Genomic DNA, 22,781 nt, shown 5'->3' on the forward strand with positions numbered 1-22,781 from the left:
CAATGCTATGGAAATTTTAAAATCGGAAACACAATACGAAGAGGCTCTTAAAGATCTTAACAGCCTGATGAAGAAAGGCGATGACCATATTTCAGATACCGAAGCTGATCGGGCCGAGGCATTGGCTCTTGCCATTCAAGCCTACGAGAAAATTTACTATCCTTTTCCCATGCCCAAGACCATCCCTGAAATGGTCGAACTCAAGCGTTTCCAGCTCAAACTCACACAAGCTGCCCTGGCGGACCTGCTTGGATTGGGAAAACCGAAGCTCTCCCAGATCCTCACGGGCAAGCGCGAACCCGACGTGCCTTTTCTAAAGGCAGTTTATCAAAAACTGGATATTGACCCCGGCTTTTTACTGGATCACGCCTAGGCGCGATTCCCCCTCATTCAATACCTAACTGCCACGTAAGGAGTCACGCTTCCGTGACATTCGGTTTTGTCTTGATCAAACATCTTCGCAAGCAGGAAGCTCCTCAGGAGCTCGGATGTCGACCTTGCTGGCGCTTTTATAAACGGGTCGCTCTTCCCCAGAGCGTTGCGATGATTGCCGGGTACCTGGGGCAACAAAAATAGTTTTGCAATACATCCGTCACTACCGGTATTCATCCCTACGGGGTTTTTCGCCTATTCTTCTGCAACATCTCAAACCCAAACACCACTACCTAACCAATGGCAACCAAACCGACATATCCCCGTGCCCCCTGTTTCCCCAGGCATAATAGGGCACCAGCCGCACAGGAATGGTCTTCGGCGTTTCGCCCGATACTTCGCGATACAACTTTTTCTCCCAACCAGCATTATCAACCAGCACCGCATCTCCCTGCAAACTCATGATGGGACTGCCTTCAATGGTTAACAAGGCGGGTTTCAAATTATTCTTCGCCCCAATGGCCACGTCAAAGATCGTTTTACCCTTCGGCAGATCAACAGATTCAACGCAGTAAACAACGGGCCCGCGTTTCACGGCTACCTGGTTACGGGTTTCTTCTACCAGAGGATTGGATTCGATCAGCTTCACGGGCATATCCAGTATCATCTCGATTTTATCACCCGATTTCCACGCCCTTTTTACCTCCGCATAGGAGCCGGAAGCCAATTTCGCTGGTTCCTTTTTACCATTAACCGTCAAACTCGCATTGCTGCACCAGCCCGGAATGCGGAAGAACAGCGACAATGCTTCCCGGGGCACTTCTTCCAGCGTCACGACGATCTTCCCATTCCACGGGTATTCGGTAGTTTGGGCGAGACGCAGTTGCCCGCCTTTCCAGGCCGTCTGAAATTTGTTTCCTCCGTATAAATTGAAAAACACTCCTGCATCCGAAAGGCTATACGCATACTGGCCTACCTCCGAAACCGTGCGAACGGTGTTGGGTGGACAGCAGTTGGATTTGGAAATGTAAGCTTGCCGGTCCTTTTCCCAACGCTGCCTGAATGGCAGCGCGTCGGAATATGCCAATGGATTGGTATACAAAAATTTATCGCCCTTCAGGTTAATGCCGGACAATACGCTGTTGTACAATGCGAGCTCCACAATGTCGGCATATTTCGCTTCGCCGGTGATCTGCAACATCCGCCAGTTCCAGAGCACGTTACCGATATTGGCACAGGTTTCGTTGTGGGCGGTAAAGTTGGGAAGCTGGTAATCACGACCATAGGCCTGATGTATTTTCTGCACTTCATCGGGTTTATAGGAAGTGCCGTCCGGTGAAACGCCGTCGTATAGCGAGCCGCAACCACCGGTGACGTACATTTTGTGCTGCGTGACATCCTCCCACATCGTATGCAGTTGTGCGAGCAACGCCTCGTCGCCCGTCTCCGCATACACGTCTGCAACGCCCGCGTACAGGTAGTTAGCGCGCACGGCGTGCCCCATTACTTTGGTTTGTTTCAAAAAAGGTATGCGGTCCTGGTTGTCATCGGTCCCCTCGGTCGCCCCCTTGATGGCGATCAAGCGCTGCACCAGGGTCAGGTATTTTTGTTCATGAGTGGTACGGTACAGCTCCGAAAGGCCCATATAATGCGATGGACAAATGGCATTACGCGATTGTTCCGGTGAGGCTGCATTGTAAAAACCGATCAGAAAATCGGCTGCTTTTTGGGCGACATTCAGTAGCGTGGTTTTCCCCGTTGCCCGGTAATGCACGCAGGCGGCAGTCATCAAATGTCCGAAATTGTAGGCTTCGAAACTGAGCCGGTCGGCGAACATTTTGCCCTCTCCCTGCTGTTTCTGCTCGATAATGGCTTTGGTATAAATGTAGCCATCCTCCCGCTGGGCTTTGGCGATCACGGCAATAGCCTTGTCCATGAGCTCGTCCAGTTTCGGATCTTTGGTAGCGGCATACAGGCTGGCTACTGCCTCAAATGTTTTGTAAAAATCCCCGTCATGAAAGGAAGGGCCTTTGAAATTACCCGGTTCCAGGCCAGCCGCGATTTCGAAGTTGCGGAATGAGTGGCTCAGGTCCGGATCCGTATAAGTTTTCCAGAGCTGAGGCACCATGGTTTCCCGGCAGACTTTGAAACGGTCTGCCCAGAATCCCTGTGTCCACTCCACTGCATTCATGTCCGTGCCGTGCAGCCTGGCAAATTTACTCTGAGATGTATTCACAAGCGCCTTTTCCTGCCCGAAAGCATTGAAACTCAGCGAAAGCACTATGATCGTTGCAATAGTTTTCATAAAGGTTTGTTAAACAGGTCCGTACCGAACCTATATATTCAAAATGATTTGGTAATCAGATAGTTTATTTCAAAAATCGCTTCCGGATCCTTCGTCCCGCCGCCAGGAAGGTCGTACATCTGGTCGGTTGGGGTATCGGCATCGGGGAAACGGCGCGTATCGCCCGTCCGGAATGCTATGCGGGTCACCGATTCCAGCGGTGCGAACAGGACGCCCGTCCCCACCTGTTTGCCATTCACTACCACGGTGTAAAGCCTGGTATGTACGTTCACCTGTACCTTAATGTCATAACGCTGTCCCGGCTGATAATTCAACAGGTTTTTATCGCGGTAGCCTGCTTTCGTCCTGAAAACACCGGTTGAATCGAAAGACAACCTGATACCCGGCGTACCTTTCGCGTCCAGAAACTCGACATCCAGCAGTCCGGTATTGTTTTGTACAGGTGTAATGGACAATTCGGTAATCAGTTTCTGCGTCGCCGGAATGACCCGCTCCACCCTTGCGTAATCAAAATGATCCGCATCCCGGATCGTCAATGCCTTGCCATTTCTGCCTTTGGCGATCGTGACCGGAGCTTGCAACGGACTGTAAATATTCCATTCGGTCAACTCCTTACCATCGGGCATTTCGCCGAAACGATCCGAGGCATGCTTGCCGGCCGTACTCCTTACCGGTACCGGAATGCCCGAAACCCAGATATCCTCTTTATTCATGCTGTACGTTACCCAGAGACTGCCATCCGGTGGAATGCCGTCGCCTTCGGAAATGCCACGGACATATTGCGGGCCGTAGGATTTATAATTGCCGCCATAGCGCATGGAGGTAATTTCTCCGTTGACCAGCAGTAGATTTTTGTAATTCAAACCATCATCACTCACCGAGATCGCCAGCGGCCAGCGAAATTCCGACGGGTTGTACACAGTCGCATACTTGCCATCCGACGTTTTCTGGCCCCATATCTTGGCATTGCTATTCACAAAACCCGGCGCACGTTTGGGTGAGTACAGCCAGGTTTTGCCTTCATTTTTACTGATACTGGTTAATGCATTTTTCCAAAGCCCTACTACACGGCCGTCCGGCAAATGGTAATAACTGAGCGCCTTATACTCCCCCTTCAGGCTGATTACCGGATCGTTGCGATCGGCCTCCTCCACCCATTGCTGGGTAACGAGTTGATGGGCAAGGAGTTCATCACAAGCTTCCACAAAACCTTTGTCGGTACTTGCGGTATACATCGGATAATCCGACGGATGTTTCCAGGATGCATTGTGGCGGATAAAATAGATCGGCCCATATGTTCCATCCTTTCTAATTTCGCGCACTACACGACCGATGCCGTTCCCGTCATTGGGATCATCTTTGGCATCGAGCACCATTCCGAAATAGCCCAGTGCGAGTAACCGGTTGCTTTTGGATACATGAAAACCCATGCGCTGGTGCATGACCGCGTACAGGTCCTTGGCTACGCCGGAATGTCCCTCTTTTCTGGTCCCGTCCGGTATTTTATAAGGAGGAAAAATGGCAACCGGGCTTGTCCAGGTTTTACCGTCTTTCGAAGTCTGTAAAAGTGTCTGTCCCGGTGGAATGTGCTCTCCTACCGGGTTACTGAGATAATTCAGATAAAAAGTACCATTCCAATATGCAAGCATTGGCGCGTGGTTGTAAGTCCAGGTAACAGCCGAATCCTTACCCGCATCGGTGCGGTTCGCCCGCAACGTCTGATAGGAATGTACGCCGATAGCCGGACTGAGCTGTCCATGATGATAGTCTACATTCACCAGCGTTTTGCCTGTGTACCGAACCGTATCCTGCGCATTTGCAACACCCACAGACAGGCACAGGGCCAGCATTTCAGTCAGTTTCATTTGTGTAACACTATTTTTCCAACACCAAAACCCAGTCGTTCCCATTTCTTACCTCCCCGGGCGGGTTAAATGTCCTGATCCCTTTATTTTCTACTTTTCCTATGATCGAATTTTTTCCGGTTCTCGGATCGTACCAGCTCGCCGTAACCGTCTCTCCTCCGATTTTACCCATATTGATCTTCATATCGCGGCCATTCCAGGTGTAAATCAATGCATAATCCTTTCCCCTGGTTGCCAGCAGGCGGTGGTAACGCTCGCCGTTTCCGGCCACAAGCGACTGGTCGGGGACGCGCTCGAAGTAGGGTTTTGAGAGCATCAAATTTTTCAAATGGATCATTTGCCCCGCGCCGGGATCATCGATCGCCTCATCCCAATAAGATACTTTGGGCTGTGCGTCCGGATGCGTACGCGGGTTGCGCATCTGCATGACCGCATTATTCCCGTAGGTAAACCCGCACCCGCCCGCAAAAACCGACCAATAGGCATACCGCCGCACATCATCGACCGTCCACACCGGCAACGTCTTGTCGTGCAGGCCATGCCAGATGTTTTCGTAGGAAGGCTCGCCGTCGAGTACCGGTTTTACCGGTTTCAGCGCATAATCCGTTTCCACGTAGCGCCAGTTATCTTCCCCGTATTTCAGATCTTTGGCATCGATATCTTGCGCATATGTGCGGTGACCTGATTGGAACATATTGAAATCCAGCCACTCACGATCATGAAACCATTTAGAGGATTGCGTTCTGCCAAAAGGGTGAAATGTAATCAGGTGGCTTGGATCTTCGGCCCGTAAAGTACTGCCGATTGCCTCCCAAACGTCGGGAACAACGTCGCCCCGCGTGTCGCCGCCGTTCAGCCAGACGATGTTGGAACGATCGCGGTAGCGCCGCGCGAGAAACGACGCATAGGCCCTCGCTTGTGCCGGACTCGCCTTCCCGTTCTTCACCGCATTACCCCAAACAGGCACCATACCAATTGTAATACCCTTTTCGGCAGCCTTTCCGACAATGTAGTCGACGTGATCCCAGTAGTCGTATTGCTGCGAATCGGCAAATGAGACGCCTTCGGTCACATTGGGCCGGTCCAGCATCCGTTCCGTCAATGCAGAATCGCCGTAGACGTTCGCGGAGCGTAGGGATTGTACCACCATTACCTGGATCACATTGAAGCCCTTTCGCTGCCGGTCGGCGAGATAACGATCGGCTTCCTCGCGCGTGAGTCGCGTGAAAAGCAGCCAGCCGGTGTCGGCCAGCCAGAAGAACGGTTTGCCATCCTGATCGGTAAAGAACCGCCTGTTTTCCGAAACCTTCAAAGATTTCGATTGACTATAAACAGGCTTTGTGCCGGCGATGAGGCCGGCACAAAGGAGCAATACGGCAAGCCGCATCGGAAATGCGTGATTGTTTATGAGTTTCAATTCCAAGAGATGTTGAATTCAGTACCCACGAATCGTATCAGTAACCAGCATTTTGCGTGATTTTGGCATTCTGGTCCCTGACGAAGTTCGGGATCGGGAATAGTAATTTGTTCTGAGTCACCGGTTTCCCTTTCGCCGTCAGGACATCGATCACCCGGTTGGTCCTTTTCAAGTCAAACCACCTCTGGAACTCAAAAGCCAGCTCTACCCGCCGCTCATGCTCCACGGCCAGCGCAACGGTGTTATATTTCGCCGGGTAGCTGCTCTCACCGTACAATGGCAGTCCGGCTCTTTTGCGTACCTGATTGAGGTAAGTGGCGTCGCCGGTGGCTTCGGAAAGCAGCAGTAACACATCCGCGTAGCGCAACACGATGAAATTGTTGTTGGCCGCAATGTTCTGATTAATGAGCGGTGCCGATTTATCCTGCCATTTTTTAGGGAATTTGGCCTTGGTGAAATTGCCCTTGGCATCCGTATATCCGGTATCGATCGACGCTTCCCTCCGACCATCCCCTTTTTCATACTCGTTCCAGATATCTTCCACGACCTGGTTCATGCCTGCGCCGTAGAAGCCCAGTGCGTTGGAATTCGGGAAAAATTCGAGGTAATAATTGCTGTATGGCACCGTAGCACTTCCTCCCAGGAACTGGATTTCGAAAATGGACTCTTTCGTGTTCTTGTTTTTCACATCCCAAACCGAAGCAAAAGCGGGCAGCAGTTCATATTGTTTGCTGTCATACACCTCCTTCAATTCCTTAACACCATTGGTTTTATCACCCATCGCCAGGTAAACCTTGCCCAGCAACGTCTGAGCGGCCCCTTTCGTCGTACGGCCTGCAATAGTCGTCGTCGCCGGAAGTTTCCCTTTGGCTTCGGTCAGGTCCCTGATGATCTGCGCATAAATTTCCGAGGCTGGTGTCCGAAGAATATCATAGGCCTCAACAGCCGAAACGGGCTTGGTTATCAGCGGTACATCGCCCCACAGCTGCACCATATTAAAATAGTAAAGCGAACGCAGGAAGAGCATTTCACCCTGGGTTTGCGCTTTGTATGCCGCATCGAGGTCGACATTCTGGATCTTATCCAGGATGATATTCAGGTTGTATATGGATTTATAGAAATCCTGCCAGAACTGGTACACCATCGTGTTCGCAGGAGCCAGCGTGTAATCGCGAAACTGCCATTTATCGGCCTGGTTTCCTGAAATATTGAAGATCGTAACATTGTCTGCCATGAGCTCACCGGCGTAAGAAACCGGCCCTTGCGGATGGTAAACTGTATACAGCGTATTGTAGGCCGCATTCGTAGCCAGGTCAAAATCTGAGCGGGTCTTGTAAAAATTTTCCGCACTGGGGTTCGACACCGGCGCCAGTTCCAGGAATGACTCCTTGCAGCTCCAGGTGATGGTTATCAGGGCTGCAAGGGCTATGGATTTGATATATTTTTTCATTTTTCTCGTCTTTTTTAGTTGCCGCGAAGGCACGAATGCATTCATGAACATTTTTGTTTTCGGGGCATTTAGAAATCAGCCTTAATCCCCACAGTAATCACCCGGGGCAGTGGATACGATCCGTAATCAACCCCCTGAAAGGCTCCCGGAACCGGCGCATTGCCGCTACTGTACGACCCGGACGTTTCCATACTGCTTGAATAGGACGTAGTGCCATAGGTGGTGTTCTCCGGATCGTAGCCCGTGTATTTGCTCCACAAATGCACATTTTCCGCATTCACATAAACCCGCGCGCCGGCGACTTTCAACTTAGCAGCCCATTTCGCGGGCAAACCGTACGATATCCGCACATTACGCAACCGCACGAAGGTAGCATCTTCAACCCAGTAGGACGAGAACTGCTTCTGCAAACCCAGATAGTTCACCGACGGCTTGAAATGCTTGCCGTCGCCCGGCTCGCTTTCCGAGCGCCAGTAGTTGTACATGCTTCCAAAGAAGTTCCGGCCGTTATCCCAGGTACCCAGGTAACGCACGTTGTTATTGGCGATCTCGCCGCCGAAGGAGCCCTGGAACAGGAACGAAAGCTCAAAACCCTTATAACCGACCGTGTTGGTAATACCGGCGATGAAGTTGGGCTGATTATTGCCCAGAATCGTCCGGTCGGCGTCGGTGATCTTGCCGTCGCCGTTCACGTCGCGCACTTTGGGGTCACCCGGCGTAGTGCTGGCATGGTGCGGATAAGCATCGACCTCCGCCTGATTTTTGAAAACTCCATCGAAAATGTATCCGTAAAAGTTGGAAACGGGCTGACCTACTTCGGTGCGTACCGTGACCACGTTATCGACATACTGGATCGGCGCATTGCCCGGACCGAGCTGTAATACTTTGTTGCGGTTTCTGGAAATATTGAAGTCGGTTGTCCAGGTAAATGCTCCCGTGAGATTTTTGGTAGCAATATTCAGTTCCACACCACGGTTGCGCATTTTACCGATATTGGTCAGCTGGGTCGAGAAACCGGTAATGTCGGGTACCGGCACAAAAAGCAGCATGTCGCGGGTCACCGAATTGTAATATTCGGCGGAAAGATTGATGCGGTTATTGAACAGCCCCAGATCGACGCCCACATTGAACTGGTTGGTCTTCTCCCATTTCAGCCCGGGGTTCGCCAGTGTGCTTACTTTCAACCCGTTCACCATATTCGCGCCATTCACATACGGCGCAGCAGCCAGCAGACTGATCGCCCCGTAATTCGGGATCTGATTGTTACCCGTCACCCCAAAGCTCGCACGGAGTTTCAGGTTGTTAACTGCGGTGGCACCTGCCATGAACGACTCATCCGAAAGCAGCCAGCCCGCGGATACAGAAGGAAAATAACCAAACTTGTTATCCTCCCCGAAGCGGGACATGCCATCCCTGCGGATCGCTCCGGTCAGGAAATACCTGTTTTTGAAATTGTACTGAACCCGGGCCAGGTACGACAGCAGCGACCATTCGCTGGCGGTCGTATTTCCACCCGTTACCGTGGTACCGGCGTTGAGCGTATGAACCAGGTCATTCGGGAAATTGGTGGCAGCCACGTACATCGTTTCATCCCGCTGTTTTTGAATGGTGTAACCCAGTAAGCCGGTAAACGAATGCTCTCCTATTTTTTTATCATAATTCAATGTATTCTCACTCAGCCAGTTGAACATGTAAGCATCTCCCGCATTACCCTGCGCGGCGAGTACCGCCGAATAGCCATATTTTTGCTTGTCGTTCCAGTAAAAGCTGTTGCGCATATTATAAAGGTTACCACTGAGGCTGGTCCGGAAGCGTAATCCGTCTACGATTTCATATTCCAGAAAACCGGTCGCTAGCGTATTGAAAGATTTTCTGCTCTTATCCACCTCGCGCGTGAGCGAGTACGGATGCCAGAGGTTCATGTCAGCGTAGGAAGTAAACCGGAACCACGTCGAATTAGGGTCACGGAAACCCAGGTTGCCATTTTCATTGTAAACCGGGAAGATAGGATCGCTCTGCAAACCCAGGCTGATCACGTCACTTTTGCCCTGAGTACCTTCCGTGCGGTCAAAAATCGAAGTGATCCCGATGTTCATCCCCGCGCTCAACCGCTTGGTAATCTGCGTTTTGATATTGGAACGAATGGCAAGTCGTTTGTAATAATTCGCATCCAGCACGGCAGTCTGATCCAGGTAAGCGCCCGAAAACATATATTGAGTCTTATCCGTCCCACCGGTGATGGTCACCTGGGCATTGTACGAAGGCGCGGTGCGGAACATCACGTCCTGCCAGTCCGTACCTTTGCCGAATTGCTGCGGATTAGTGGTAAAATCTTCCGGAATGCGTAATGTGGCCGGACGCGCACTGTTCGGATCGCCGGCATTGCCGCCCTGGGCCGTCCATGCATTATTCTTGGCGTCGATATAAGTTTCGATATACTGCTGCGCATCCATCATCTTGACGCGCCGCACTACTTTCTGGGAGCCGTATTCTACATTGGCACTCACATTGACCTTGCCGGGTTTGCCGGTTTTGGTGGTAACGATCACCACCCCGCTCGAACCCCTCGAACCGTAAATCGCTGCGGACGAAGCATCTTTAAGCACTTCCACGGATTCGATATCCTGCGGATTGATCAGGTTCAGGTTAAAATTTTCCAAGGGAACACCATCCACGACGATCAGCGGGTTGGTACCCGCGGTAATGGAACTGATACCGCGGATCTTGATCACCGGCGATGCCCCGGGCGCTCCCTGCGACTGGGAAATATTGACACCGGGCAGCGTTCCGGCTAGCGACTGCGTCACATTGCTGAACGACCGGTCTTTGAACTTATCATAATTAACGGAGATCACCGCCCCCGTCACGGCACGCTTACTCTGCGTTCCGTAACCCACCACTACCACCTCTTCGAGCGACTTGTTCTCAGGCGTGAGCCGAACTCCGATATCGACCCGGCTTCCGACAGTCTCTTCCACAGATTTATATCCTACAAAACTGAATACCAGCACCGTAGCCTGATCTGGCACATCGATCTGAAATGTCCCGTCGGAATTCGTCGTGGTACCTCGCTGCGTACCCTTGATCACGACGCTCACACCCGGCAGCGGGTCGGCATCGCTCACGCCCGTCACCCTGCCCTTTACGGACAGCGTCTGTGCATGCACCGCGGGAACCACCAGCAGACATGCCAGAATGATGCGTAGGAGTTGTTTCATAAATAATGGATGGGGTTAGAAAATGGAGAAGTTTTCTTTTTCTTTCTTTTTTATTCTATTTTTTACGAAAAGTAGGAACAATTTTAGTTATAAAAAATATTTGCAAGTATTTTATGTCTTATTTTTATAAAAAATTGTTGAAAAGCCATTTTAGCAACTTCCTATTGCTTACAGGGTAAAATTATTACGCTCAAAACATACCTAAAATCAATACATTCGTAAGTATAAAATAGAACAGTAGCAATAAATGGAAAGAATTACGGGACATTATTATATCGAAACTCCTTACGAGCTTGAAAAGGCCGCGGCCGTATTGGCGGGAGAGCAGTCTTCCGGCACATTTGTGGCGGTACCGGGCGAAACAGCGGAACTCAAAAGTCGTTTTGCCGCCCGGGTTGAATCTGTCCAACCCCTGGAAAGTGTACCAGAACCCGCTATCCCGGGTGCATCCTCCCGAACCGGGCGCTACCAGCGGGCTCATGTAAAAGTCTCATGGTCTGTTGAAAACTTCGGCTACAACCTGCCAGCCCTGGTATCGACATTACAGGGCAATCTGTATGAAATCACGCAGTTCACCGGCCTGAAACTCATGGACATCGAATTTCCTGATTCATATGCACAGCAGTTCCGCGGGCCCCGGTACGGTGCAGATGGCTGCCGCTTGCTCACCGACACTCCCTCGACCCGACCGCTGATCGGCACGATCATCAAACCCAGCGTCGGACTGACACCCGGCCAGACCGCAGCTATCGTACGTACGCTCGCCCGGGCGGGAATCGATTTTGTGAAAGATGATGAATTGATGGGCTCTACCGCCAACTCGCAGTTCGAAGACCGTGTCGATGCCGTGATGCAAGTCATCCGCGAGCATGCCGACCAGTCCGGCAAAAAGATCATGTATGCCTTCAACATCAGCGACGAAATGGACGCGATGCTCGGCAAATATGAATACATAACAAAAGCCGGGGGTACCTGCGCGATGATCAGCATCAACAGTGTGGGATTATCGGCCAGCAAGCGGATATGCGACATCGGCGAGCTCGCCATACACGGCCACCGCAATGGCTGGGGAATGCTCAACCGCCACCCATTGCTGGGTATTGAGTTTCCTGCTTATCAAAAGTTATGGCGCCTGGCCGGTGTGGACCAGCTTCACGTGAATGGCATTCAAAACAAATTCTGGGAGTCGGACGACTCGGTGGTCCGATCGATCGCCTCGTGCCTCGACCCGGAACCGGGCGGCAAGATAGTCCTCCCGGTCGTGTCTTCGGGCCAATGGGGCGGGCAGGCATTTGAAACCTACCGACGGACAGGCACGACCGACCTGCTCTATATGGCCGGCGGTGGCATCATGGCACATCCGGGCGGCGCGGGAGCTGGCGTTCTGGCATTGCAGCAGGCGTGGGAGGGGGCCGTCAATGGGCTCACCCTCGAAGAAGCGGCAAAGCATTATCCGGAGTTTGGAAAATCGGTTGAAAAATTCGGCAAACTACAATTCGACCGCGCATGAGTAGCCAAGAGTTGCTCCTCGCCTTCTACGGCGACGATTTCACCGGCTCCACCGATGCCATGGAAATCCTTGAACGCGCCGGCGTCCGCACTGCGCTGTTTATTGAACCACCGCAGCCGGAAGACTGGGAACGCTTACCGGATATCCGCGCGGTCGGCATTGCGGGTATGACCCGCGCAATGGCACCGCAGCAAATGGAAGAAACATTGCGACCTGCTTTTGAAATATTGAAAGCATCCGGCGCACGGCATGTACACTATAAGGTATGCTCCACTTTCGACTCGTCACCAGCAATCGGCAGCATCGGAAAAGCTATTGATACGGGCGCGGCTATTTTCGAAAACCGCTTTACGTCGATGGTGGTCGCAGCTCCTTCCCTCGGCAGGTATTGTGCATTCGGGAACCTGTTTGCCCGGATGGGGATTGGCAGCAATGGTAGTATTTACCGTCTCGACCGCCATCCGAGCATGAGCAGGCACCCTACCACTCCATCCGACGAAAGCGATCTGCGCCTGCACCTGTCGAAGCAAAGTGTAAAATCCTGCGGATTGATAGACATTCTGCAAATCGAGGCTGGTTTCGCGACCACCTCATCCCTGCTTGAAAAAACCGGTGAGGAGCACGACGTTGTTCTGTTTGATGGCTTGTACGAACATCAGATGTCGCGCATCGGCGCATTGATCGACCCACTGGGTAAGCCCGGCAATCCGCATTTTTCCGTCGGCTCTTCGGGGGTAGAAATGGCGCTAACCGGACACTGGCTCGATCAAAATAGCACCACCAGGCCTTCGGAATGGCCGGAGCCGGGTGAAGCCTCCCCCCTACTGGTGGTATCCGGCAGCTGCTCCCCTGTCACGTCCCGACAGATCGACCACGCATTGGCAAATGGTTTTACAGAAATTGCATTGGATACCCGGTGCATTGCTGCCTCAGAACTACCGCTTACTTTCGAACAGGAAATCGGGCAGGGCATTGCACTGATGAAACTGGGGCGAAGCGTGATCATCCACACCAGTAAAAGTACGCAGGACGAGCGCTTCACCGGTTCGAATGCGCTCTTGCAACAACGCGGTTTCACGCCTGCCGAAATACAGGGCATTACTTCGAAGCTCTATGGTGAGGCATTGGGCAGGATTGTACTCGGGATTGCTGCCAGCGTACCCGTCAAACGGCTCGTCATAGCCGGAGGCGACACGTCGGGCGTAGTCGCACGAACGCTTGGCATCAAGGCCGTGCGCATGCTCGCCCCGCTATCCCCCGGTGCCCCGCTCTGCCGGGCATATGCGCCGGGATCACCGGCCGAAGGCATGGAGGTCAATTTCAAAGGCGGGCAGGTCGGCGCAGAGGATTACTTTGAGGTGCTGCGACGCGGGAGGGTTTGATGAAATTCATTTGCCGTTAATTTCGTTTCCTGGACTGATAACAAATCATGACAACTGATCAGCAAGGCAGCTTTTTTGCTTCACTTTAAGTTTGTATCTTTCAAAACAACTTTGATCATATGCGGCACTGGCAGGAACGAATCAGCATTAACCCCGAAATCCGGTTTGGTAAACCCTGCATCAAGGGGACGAGGATTGCTGTACGTGATATTCTCGGATGGTTGGCCAGCGAAATGACCTTCGAAGAAATTTTGGAGGATTTTCCAACGTTGATACGTGAAGACATCCTGGCCGCACTTGAATTCGCCGCTAATAGGGAAGAAAACACAAAAATTCTGATCACAGCGGTATGAAATTTCTTTTTGACGAAAATATCTCGTATCGGATCGTTAAAAAGCTAAAACCTTCTTTGCCTCAATGTCTTCACGTAAGCCAAACATCTGTCGGAAAGCCATGTTCCGACCGAAAAATATGGGACTACGCCAAAATTAATGGATACATGATCGTAACATGCGACGAGGACTTCAAGGATCTGACCGACCTTTATGGTTTTCCACCAAAAGTGATTTTACTTAGAACAGGTAATTCCTCTACAAAATTTGTGGCAAACCTGTTGGAGAACCGGATATCAGAAATTGCGCAATTCCACGAATCTGAAACTTATGGGTTATTGGAAATGATCTAAACCCGCAAATCGTCTGCTCTCTCCACAATCTCAGTCTCCTTGCCTGTTTCCAGGACCTTCCGCCGCCAGTAATTCGCCAGAATCGACCCCGAAATATTCATCCACGGACTGAAAACAGCTGCCGCTAATCCGACGGTACCCAGTTTCCCCATTGTTCCGGCCAGCCCTGAGGCCATGCCGCCGTTCTGAAGTCCTACTTCGAATGCCATTGTCCGCGCCGATGCCTGGTCCAGCCCCAGCAACCGGCTCAGCCAGTAACCAAAGAAGTATCCGGCCGAATTATGGATGACCGACACGAAAAACAGCAGGAAACCGACATTCAGGAGGTTATCACGCCCCGCCGCAGTGGTCACTGTTGTAAAATAGATGATCCCGAACATGGAAACATAAGGCATATACCGGTCCAGCTTACGGAACGACAACGTCAGCACGTGATAAAATAGCCCGACGAGCACGGCACCTGCAAAAAAGGCAAGCACTTCCAGCGATTGCAATGCAGCCCGGGAAACGTGCGCACTTAACCATGCCCATAAACCCAGCGGTAATGCCCCCAGGAATAGCATAGCAACACCCGATACTGCATACAGTCGCCTTTTCCCGTCCGGGGAAGCAGTTTTGAGAAAATCATGGATCAATGCAGCACCGATCGGAACGATGACGATCTTGATGATCTCCATCATCATATCCAGAAAACGGATATGAATCAGCGTTCCGGCCAGCATTTTCATCAGAAAAGGGGTAAGAAAGGGAGCAGCCAGGGTAGTCATGGCCGTGACTGCCACCGACAGCACGAGATTTGCACGGGCAATGTACACCATCACATTCGATGCCAGCCCGCTCGAACAGGACCCTAACAGGATGATCCCCGCGGCGATTTCGGGATCGAAATGGAAGATTTTAGTTAATGCAAAACCGGTAAGCGGCATAATGGTAAAATGACTGCATAACCCCACAAGCACGCCTTTCCCGGAGGTAGCCAGTTCCGAAAAATCGCGGAGGCTCATTTGGATACCCATTCCAAACATCACCAGCTGTACGACAATGAGGATCAGCCATTTATTTCGCATGTCAAAATCCCCCACATGCAGAAAAGCCTGTGGATAGGCCATACCGGCTACTACCGCACATATGATCCAGGCCGTGTATTGGTAACCCTGCAATAAAGGCACCGCACCAATCCCAACCGCCAGCGCCGCCACCAAGCCCAGGCCACTCAGCTTCGCCCACTCTACCGATCCATTGAATAGTGCCAAAGCGAGTGCTAGTGCAAAAACAATGGCCAGTGCCAAGCTACATTTTCTGATCAGCAGCATACTACGCCTCGTTTAAAATACTGGCCAGGTACCGGATCGCCTCGGGCGGACTGGCCACGATCGGGACCGTTTTCTCAGCCTCGTCCAGCGTATCCACCACACGTGCCATCGACGCCTGCGCGAGCAGAATCACATCCACCTGCACAGACAATTCACGTAATGCGTGCGCTACCATCTGATCGTGCAACGCGGGATCACCGCCCATCAATGCCTCGAATGCACCTTCGCACAACCGGCTCGTCAGTTCGATTTCCTTTCCGGCCGCCTGCGCACGCCGCCTCACAAGATCCGAGGTAGGTTCAAGGGTTGTTGGCAATGTGGCCACCACGCCGATCCGCCTGCCTTTTAATACTGCCAGATCGGCCATCGGCTGGTCGACACGCAACACCGGCACCGAAACCAGCGCCGCCGCTGCCTCCACCGCCCGGCCGATCGACGAGCAGGTCACCAGAATGTGGTCGGCACCGGCGGCTTCCGCCGAAGCGACATGGTTGACGACGCGCCGGGCCGTATCCGGCATCAGCTTTCCTTTGGCGATGACATCCTTGATCAGACTGTCATCGACGATGTTGAAAACATTGACTCCGGGCAGATTTTCGTTGCAAAGCTGCTGAAAAACGGGCACGAGCGTAGCAGAAGTATGGATCAGTCCAAGCGTTACGGGCTTCATAAAAAGTATGGATATTTTTAAAATCAATTTCAATAACCGGGATTCTGCACCAGCTTCGGGTTCACCTGAACCTCGTTGAAAGGCAAGGGAAAAAGCAAGCGTTTTTCGGAGACCTGGTAAGTCTGCGCAATCAGATTGGGATACTTGCCACTGGCTTTCAATGCTACGCCATACGCATTCATGACCTGCATCGCCTGACCGGTACGAACCAGATCCAGCCATCTTTTATTTTCAAACGCCAGCTCTACCCTGCGCTCCCGGGCAATCAATGTCCGTAAAGCCGCCTGGCCGGTTTCCTTTACCGGCGAAACACCCGCTCCGAACGCACGGTCACGTACCTGGTTCAGATAAGTCAATGCACCTGCCTTGCCCTGTTCATTGAGCGATTCGGCCAAAAGGAGCAGTACTTCAGCATAGCGGTACACCGGCCAGTTGTCATTCCCGTTGGCCGCAGAGCCGTTCGGGGCTGGCAGCGGCAGATAAAAATACTTTTTCACAAAAGGCTGCTCCACAAACTTCCCGTCGGCACCGGTATAACCATTCACAATGGAAGCCTCTTTGCGCTTATCACCTGTTTCATACGATTTGATCAGATCATCGGAAGGGATATTCCAACCGCCTGTGCTCTGATTGTTGAACTGAAAACCGGCTATCGGGTTCAGATTGGTCAGATTGGGAAGAAACACATAGGCAAACGTGCTCTGCAAACCGAGATTTCCCTGCATATACTGGATCTCGAATACCGACTCCGCATTGTTTTTATTGGCAGGATTAAAAACCGCAGCATAATCTGTCAGCAAAGAATACGCTCCCGACCCGACGATTTCGGAAAGCACTTTCTCGGCTTCGGCCCATTGCTTGCGCACCACGTACACATTGCCTAGCAATGCCCTGGCCGCCCCGCTTGTTGCTCTACCCTTTTCCTGTACAGCCTTTGCAGGTAGCAATGAGATCGCCTCGGTCGCATCTTTAATCACTTGTGCATACACGTCCTCTTTCGGTGTGCGCGTCAAAACCGCACTCTCACCCAAAATCTGGTCCGCAGTCCCCGACACCGGCGTCAGCACCAGCGGAACGTCCCCGAAATACTGGATCAGATCGAAATACGCCAGGGCACGCAGGAAGAGCGCCTGTCCTTTCAGATTCTTTTTAGCGGCATCCGAAATTTGCGCCGCGTCGATCCGGGTGACTACTTCATTGGCATAGGCAACGACCTTGTAATCTCCGGCCCATTTATTAGCCACCGGTTCTGCCGTCGGATTGTCGATAAAGTCAGCGATCTCCTCACGCACGAGATTGCCGCGGTTGGAGCTGTTAAAGATGTAATGCGCGTTGTCCGAACGCATTTCCCCCATGATATAGGCGCTGTTATAAACCATCCTCAGCGCCGCATAAGTAGCATTTACAGCCTGTGTGAAGTCAGCCTCTGTCTGGAAGAAATTATTGGAACTGATAAAGTTCTTAGGCGCAACATCCAGGTAATCATTGCATCCGGGGAGTAAACCGGCCAGGAGCAAAAAGGTGAAGATCTTTGTTTTCATAGACGTATTTTTTTAGGAGCCTTAGGCGGTATGTCTTAGGCTCTAGGCTTTAAGCTGTAGGCTATAGGCCGCATGTTCAATCTCAATGTACCGATAGCTTACGGCTTACAGCATATTGCTTATAACATAACCCATTATCAAAACCCGACATTAATCCCCAGCGTGAATGTGCGCGGCACCGGGTAGGCGCCTACGTCAAGTCCCTGGGCCAGCGGATCCGAACCTCCGGTATTGACTTCCGGATTCGATCCTTTGTATTTGGTAAATACCGCAACCTGCTGCACGGTAGCATAAATACGCAGGCTCTTAACACCCCTGATGGCATTGGAAGGAAAAGTGTAGCCCAATGCGATGTTCTTGATCGTGAAATAGCTGCCATCAGTAACCCACAGCGAATTCGCATTCCGGAAAAGGCCGGTGGTTCCCGCAAGCGTACGCGGGGTAATGCCGTCACCCGGGTCCTGCTCCGATTTCCACCGGTTCGCTACCGATCTGGTCACGTTGAAAACGCCATCCAGGTTGTTGGTGTATTCCAATGCAGTGTTCATAATATCGTTCCCCACAGAACCCGCCGCAGCAATGCTGAGGTCAAACCGCCGCCATGAGAACGTGTTGGTCAGGCCGAAAATAAAATCCGGATTAGGGTTGCCGATGATCGTGCGATCATCGACTGTAATGACACCGTCCCCATTCACATCTTTCATTTTCACGGTACCTACATTCGAAGTCTGAAACTTGGGCGACGCGTCGAAGTCTGCCTGGTTCACGTAAACGCCATTGTGTACATAGCCCCAAAGCATCCCGACTGGCTGCCCCACCATCGTAATGTTCCGGCTCGTACCGCCGCCCAGGAATGCATTGGCGGTCCCTAATTGCTCCACCCGGTTTTTCAGGAAAGAAATATTGAAATCCGTATTCCATTTCAAACCCTTCGTCAGGTTGCGGCTGCTGACCGTAAACTCATGCCCCCAGAACCTGAATGAGCCGATGTTGGTCTGGAAATTGGAGAAGCCGGTATAGGTAGGCACCTGTACATTGAAAAGCAGGCCGTCGGTCTTTTTGGTATAATAGTCGTATGCAAAAGACAACCTGTTTTCGAACAATCCCAGATCTATCCCGAAATCAAGTTGTTTGGTGATTTCCCAGCCCAGGGTACTGTTGGATAGGGTGGTGACATTATTACCGGCTGCCAGCTTGCCATCAAACACGTAGTTGTTGGTGGCTCCCCCATTGGCACCGGCCACATTGGCATAATAGGTGTAGTTCCCGATATTGTTGTTACCCGTCACACCATAGCTGCCACGCAGTTTCAACAACGATACCGGCCGCGCACCCGCCATAAAATTCTCGTCGGAAACGAGCCAGCCTGCGGAAACGGATGGAAAACTCCCCCATTTGTTGTCCTGCCCGAAACGCGACGAGCCATCGCGCCGGATCGAGGCGGAAAGCAGGTATTTACCTTTGAAATTGTAATTCACCCTGGCCAGATAAGAAAGCAGGCTCCATTCCTGGATATCGCTTGTGGGCGTGAACACCGTAGCCGCGCTCAGCGTGCGCACTTTATCGTTCGGAAAATTGGTCGCGACGACGTTGTTCATATCGGAACGAAACTTCTGGGCGGTAAAACCAGCGGTAATGTCCACGTGATGATGACCAAAATCCTTATCGTAGGTCGCGATATTCTCTGAAAGCCAGGTCAGAAACTGCGTATTGGTCTGCGTCAGATCACCCGAAGCGCGGGGCATAGCTACATTGACATTGCCGGAGGTGGACGGCACAAAATTATTGAAGCGTACCTGCCCGTACTCCGCATTCAGGGAGGTTTTCAGGGTAAGGCCCGCAACCGGCGTGTATTCCAGATAGGCATTGGACAAAATACGGGTGTTGTTATCGGTCGCATCGGCTTCTTTGGCCACCCGGTACCAGTTCGGGGTGTTCAGCATGCCCGGCGAAATCGCAGTAACAGGCATAGAACCGTCCGGGTTTACCGCCGCTACCAGAGGCGATGAGAGCAGTGCGCTCGTGATCAAGCCGCTGGTCGAGGAAAACGGCCCGCCATCTGTGGGCCTTCCGGTAAAAATCGATATCGACGGAGCAACGTTAATCCCTATACGCACATGTTTATTGAAGCGATAGTCGCTGTTTAGCCTTGCGGAAAAGCGCCTGAACCGGGTATTGATGATCACACCGTCCTGCTGGAAATACCCGAGCACCGCATTGGTGCTGAACTTCTCGCCACCGGTCCCGATAGACAGGCTGTAATTCTGTATCGGTGCAGTTCGGGTAATGAGGTCGTACCAGTCCGTACCTTTGCCGTACTGGGCAGGATTCTGATATTCGGCGGGGACGGTCCGTTTGTTTTCTTCATATACTTCCTTCATAAACTGCGCAAATCCGGAGCCATCCATCATTTCCGGTATCCCGCGCGAAGGAATTTGCTGCACACCGTAATAGGCATTCAAACCAATGCGTGTTTCGCCTGCCTTTGCATGCTTCGTTGTCACCATCACGACCCCATTGCTGGCCCGGGAGCCGTAAAGCGAAGTTGAAGCGGCATCTTTCAGGACGCTGATACTCTCAATTTCATCGGGGTTCAGGGTACTGATATCACCGGTGATCGGAAAACCGTCCACTACATAAAGAGGCTGATTACCAGCAGATACCGATGCCTGCCCGCGTATGCGAACGGACATCCCCCCGCCCGGGCGGCCGGAGGTCTGCAAAATCTGAACACCTGCGAGCCGTCCCTGCAATTTCTGGGAAAGCTGTGGCACAGGCACATCGGACAGTTCCGACACCTTGACCGTCTGTACAGCGCCGGTCACATTCCGCTGCGACTGGGTTCCATAACCCACTACCACAACCTCGTCAAGCGACTTGTTTTCAGGCACCAGGCTCACCGGAATTTCCGTTTGGCTGCCTACCTGCACTTCTTGCGGAATATAACCTACAAAACTAAAAACCAACACGGCACCTGCCCCGTTGGATTCCAGTTGATATTCACCGTCTACATTGGTGATCGTGCCCTTCTGAGTGCCTTTGACAACGACGCTCACGCCGGGCAAGGGAAGGTTATCGTTCGCACCGGTCACCTTTCCTTTGACCACCCCGGACTGCCCGTAAAGATTCGGCGCAATCCACAGCAATCCCATCAGAAGATAGAAGCATAATTTCATAAGGCTACAAGGGTTTTACGAATAGATTGAATATTAACTTTCGTTTATATTCTTATTTTTTCGAAAAATAAAAGATAATGTTTGCAATGCAAAACAAAATACAGGAATAATTATTTTTTCACTTTAAAAAGTTAAACTATTACCCTCTCGAAGGCTTGCATCAGCCAGGATGACACTATTAAAGCAAAATGTTTAACGCCAATCATAAACAAACAAAAAAAAAAGACCAGACAATGTCCGGCCTTTTTTCATACTTTACTATCTATGTTAACCAATCAAGAATTCAATATCAGGGGTAAGCTTTAATGCGCAGGGCGAGATACGGCGTCATAGGCAAACGAATTGATTTTCTGTCCTTATCAAACAACCGGTAGCCTTCCTTTGCCCCGACCTCAAACAATTCCGGCCGTTCGCCTACCGTCATGTTCCAGGTGTCTATCACCTCTACCTTAAATTTACTTCCAGCCTTCGGGCCTCCTTTAGCGGGCAAGCTAAACTCCCATTCCGCCTGCATTTCCTTCCCCATGTAAATCAGGTAATAACTGCTGTCGGCCCGGGCCGTATGATGATCTTTCCACGGATCCGAAAGTTCCAAAGGCCCTGGCGCCGCTTCCAGGATCTTCCTGAGAAACCCGATCCTGGCCGGACTGCTGCCGATTAACCTTCCGCCTTTCGCCCAGAAGATCGTGTCGCCACTATTTTTGTAAGTTTCCCCGTGCGTCACATACGTACCTGCGATCACACCCTGCCAGAATGCCTCCGTCATTTCCTCGCCGCTCAGGTGCCCCCAGCGTTGCTGCAAATCACCTTCATAACAAACTTCATCGTACACCATTGGCCTGAAAAACACATCCCTGAGCAATGTTGCCCGCCCAAAATCTTCGACCGCCGAGCCATTTTGAATACTTACGTGGGTAAATTCAGGCTTCCACAGGTCGTAGTACACGCTACCGTTGTGAATCGAGCAAAGATGCTTGTACGGGTCCGTTTTCACGACTTCTTTCGTATAAGCATCCCAGTCATCCCGTGGTTTGGTTTTGACATAATCAAATTCATTCGCCATCGACCACCACACATTCCGGAACGAAGCCAGCCGGGCGGTGAGATATCGTATGTATTTCAGATCATTCTCTTTACCAAGACTGTCAAATCCCCAGTGACCCTTATCGTAGGGATGGAAAATAATCACATCCGCTTCGATCCCGAGCTTTTTAAGGTCATCGATCCGTTTTTCGAGGTGCTGAAAAAACGCGGGCTCAAACCGCGACAGGTCCCATTGAAACCGAAGCTTCCCATTCGCATCCCTCGACTCCCCCTTTTTCACATAGGGGTAAAAAGGCGGTTCATTTTCCACGTGCGAGTAATATTTGGGGAAAACACACATTCGGACCTTATTGAAAGGCGCACTCGCGAGTGTCTTCAATGTCACCTCCTCTAGCCCCTCAGGCTGGTGCGTCCAGGCATAAAGCGTCGTCCCAAACGGATAATATCGCTCGCCATCCGCATATTTAAAATGGTAAGTATCAGCCACTTCCACCGGACCGTGGTTATCCTTACCCGGATCGGTACACATAAAAGCACCGCTTTTGCCATTCAGCAATTTATTGTTACTGAATGTTTTGTAAGTCCATACCCCGGTCCGTTTCGGCATGAACCGTATTTTATATTGCCCATTCCCGTCGTAAAAACCTGCAACTTTTATCTTTTCGGCCGCACTCGTAAATTCCGCTCCCAACGTCACGTCGACAAACGGATTGCCGGTTTGCGGGCCGGTCAACGTCAGCTCGAACCGCTCCCAGCGCTCCACGCGGTCCTGGGCGAACAATGCGTGAACACTGATTAAAAAAACAAGGGAAATAGAAAGAAAATATCTCATT

The 22,781-nt window shown here is 51.6% G+C and carries 15 protein-coding genes; 5 read left to right on the forward strand and 10 right to left on the reverse strand.

Annotation, left to right across the window (positions count from 1 at the left end):
- Window positions 1–7 precede the first annotated feature (7 nt).
- Window positions 8–373, forward strand: a complete 366-nt coding sequence (locus tag BP71_RS09420; protein ID WP_496378427.1) for a helix-turn-helix domain-containing protein — start codon at window positions 8–10, stop codon at window positions 371–373.
- A gap of 288 nt (window positions 374–661) precedes the next feature.
- Here BP71_RS09420 and BP71_RS09425 read toward each other — a convergent pair whose 3' ends face one another.
- From BP71_RS09425 to BP71_RS09445, 5 genes are all read right to left on the reverse strand, one after another.
- On the reverse strand, window positions 662–2,677 hold the full coding sequence (locus BP71_RS09425; RefSeq protein WP_496378429.1) for an aceric acid hydrolase: 2,016 nt from the start codon (window positions 2,675–2,677) through the stop codon (window positions 662–664).
- Window positions 2,678–2,715: 38 nt separating this feature from the next.
- A complete protein-coding gene (locus BP71_RS09430; RefSeq protein ID WP_496378431.1) occupies window positions 2,716–4,542 on the reverse strand; it encodes a six-hairpin glycosidase in 1,827 nt (608 codons plus the stop codon).
- Between the two features lie 10 nt (window positions 4,543–4,552).
- Entirely contained in the window at window positions 4,553–5,959 is a 1,407-nt protein-coding gene (locus BP71_RS09435; RefSeq protein WP_496378433.1) for a glycoside hydrolase family 140 protein, read from the reverse strand.
- 37 nt (window positions 5,960–5,996) lie between these two features.
- The gene (locus tag BP71_RS09440; protein ID WP_496378435.1) at window positions 5,997–7,409 is read right to left on the reverse strand and encodes a RagB/SusD family nutrient uptake outer membrane protein; all 1,413 of its coding nucleotides are present in this window, start codon (window positions 7,407–7,409) and stop codon (window positions 5,997–5,999) included.
- 68 nt (window positions 7,410–7,477) lie between these two features.
- Window positions 7,478–10,627, reverse strand: coding sequence for a SusC/RagA family TonB-linked outer membrane protein (locus tag BP71_RS09445; protein WP_496378437.1), 3,150 nt, complete (start codon window positions 10,625–10,627; stop codon window positions 7,478–7,480).
- Window positions 10,628–10,874: 247 nt separating this feature from the next.
- On the opposite strand from BP71_RS09445, the gene BP71_RS09450 reads away from it, so the two are divergent.
- The 4 genes from BP71_RS09450 (at window position 10,875) to BP71_RS09465 (ending at window position 14,204) form a co-directional block, all read left to right on the forward strand.
- The gene (locus BP71_RS09450) at window positions 10,875–12,137 is read left to right on the forward strand and encodes a ribulose-bisphosphate carboxylase large subunit family protein (RefSeq protein WP_496378439.1); all 1,263 of its coding nucleotides are present in this window, start codon (window positions 10,875–10,877) and stop codon (window positions 12,135–12,137) included.
- On the forward strand, window positions 12,134–13,519 hold the full coding sequence (locus BP71_RS09455; protein WP_496378441.1) for a four-carbon acid sugar kinase family protein: 1,386 nt from the start codon (window positions 12,134–12,136) through the stop codon (window positions 13,517–13,519). Before BP71_RS09450 ends, BP71_RS09455 begins: the two co-directional genes overlap by 4 nt.
- A 119-nt stretch (window positions 13,520–13,638) precedes the next feature.
- Window positions 13,639–13,872: a DUF433 domain-containing protein gene (locus tag BP71_RS09460; protein WP_496378443.1), complete on the forward strand. Its 234-nt coding sequence runs from the start codon at window positions 13,639–13,641 to the stop codon at window positions 13,870–13,872.
- Complete coding sequence (locus BP71_RS09465; RefSeq protein WP_496378445.1) at window positions 13,869–14,204, forward strand: DUF5615 family PIN-like protein; 336 nt, start codon at window positions 13,869–13,871, stop codon at window positions 14,202–14,204. Before BP71_RS09460 ends, BP71_RS09465 begins: the two co-directional genes overlap by 4 nt.
- Here the strand turns inward: BP71_RS09465 and BP71_RS09470 are convergent.
- The 5 genes from BP71_RS09470 to BP71_RS09490 all read right to left on the reverse strand — a co-directional run bounded on the left by BP71_RS09470 (window position 14,201) and on the right by BP71_RS09490 (window position 22,780).
- Window positions 14,201–15,517, reverse strand: coding sequence for a bile acid:sodium symporter family protein (locus tag BP71_RS09470; RefSeq protein WP_496378447.1), 1,317 nt, complete (start codon window positions 15,515–15,517; stop codon window positions 14,201–14,203). The two genes, BP71_RS09465 and BP71_RS09470, sit on opposite strands and share 4 nt — an antisense overlap.
- A 1-nt stretch (window position 15,518) precedes the next feature.
- Window positions 15,519–16,187: an aspartate/glutamate racemase family protein gene (locus BP71_RS09475; protein ID WP_496378449.1), complete on the reverse strand. Its 669-nt coding sequence runs from the start codon at window positions 16,185–16,187 to the stop codon at window positions 15,519–15,521.
- A gap of 29 nt (window positions 16,188–16,216) precedes the next feature.
- Complete coding sequence (locus tag BP71_RS09480) at window positions 16,217–17,728, reverse strand: RagB/SusD family nutrient uptake outer membrane protein (RefSeq protein WP_496378451.1); 1,512 nt, start codon at window positions 17,726–17,728, stop codon at window positions 16,217–16,219.
- A 137-nt stretch (window positions 17,729–17,865) separates the two neighbouring features.
- Entirely contained in the window at window positions 17,866–20,904 is a 3,039-nt protein-coding gene (locus BP71_RS09485; RefSeq protein ID WP_496378453.1) for a SusC/RagA family TonB-linked outer membrane protein, read from the reverse strand.
- A gap of 289 nt (window positions 20,905–21,193) precedes the next feature.
- On the reverse strand, window positions 21,194–22,780 hold the full coding sequence (locus BP71_RS09490; protein WP_496378455.1) for a DUF5060 domain-containing protein: 1,587 nt from the start codon (window positions 22,778–22,780) through the stop codon (window positions 21,194–21,196).
- Window position 22,781 lies beyond the last annotated feature (1 nt).

It is taken from the genome of Dyadobacter ginsengisoli DSM 21015, assembly GCF_059568735.1.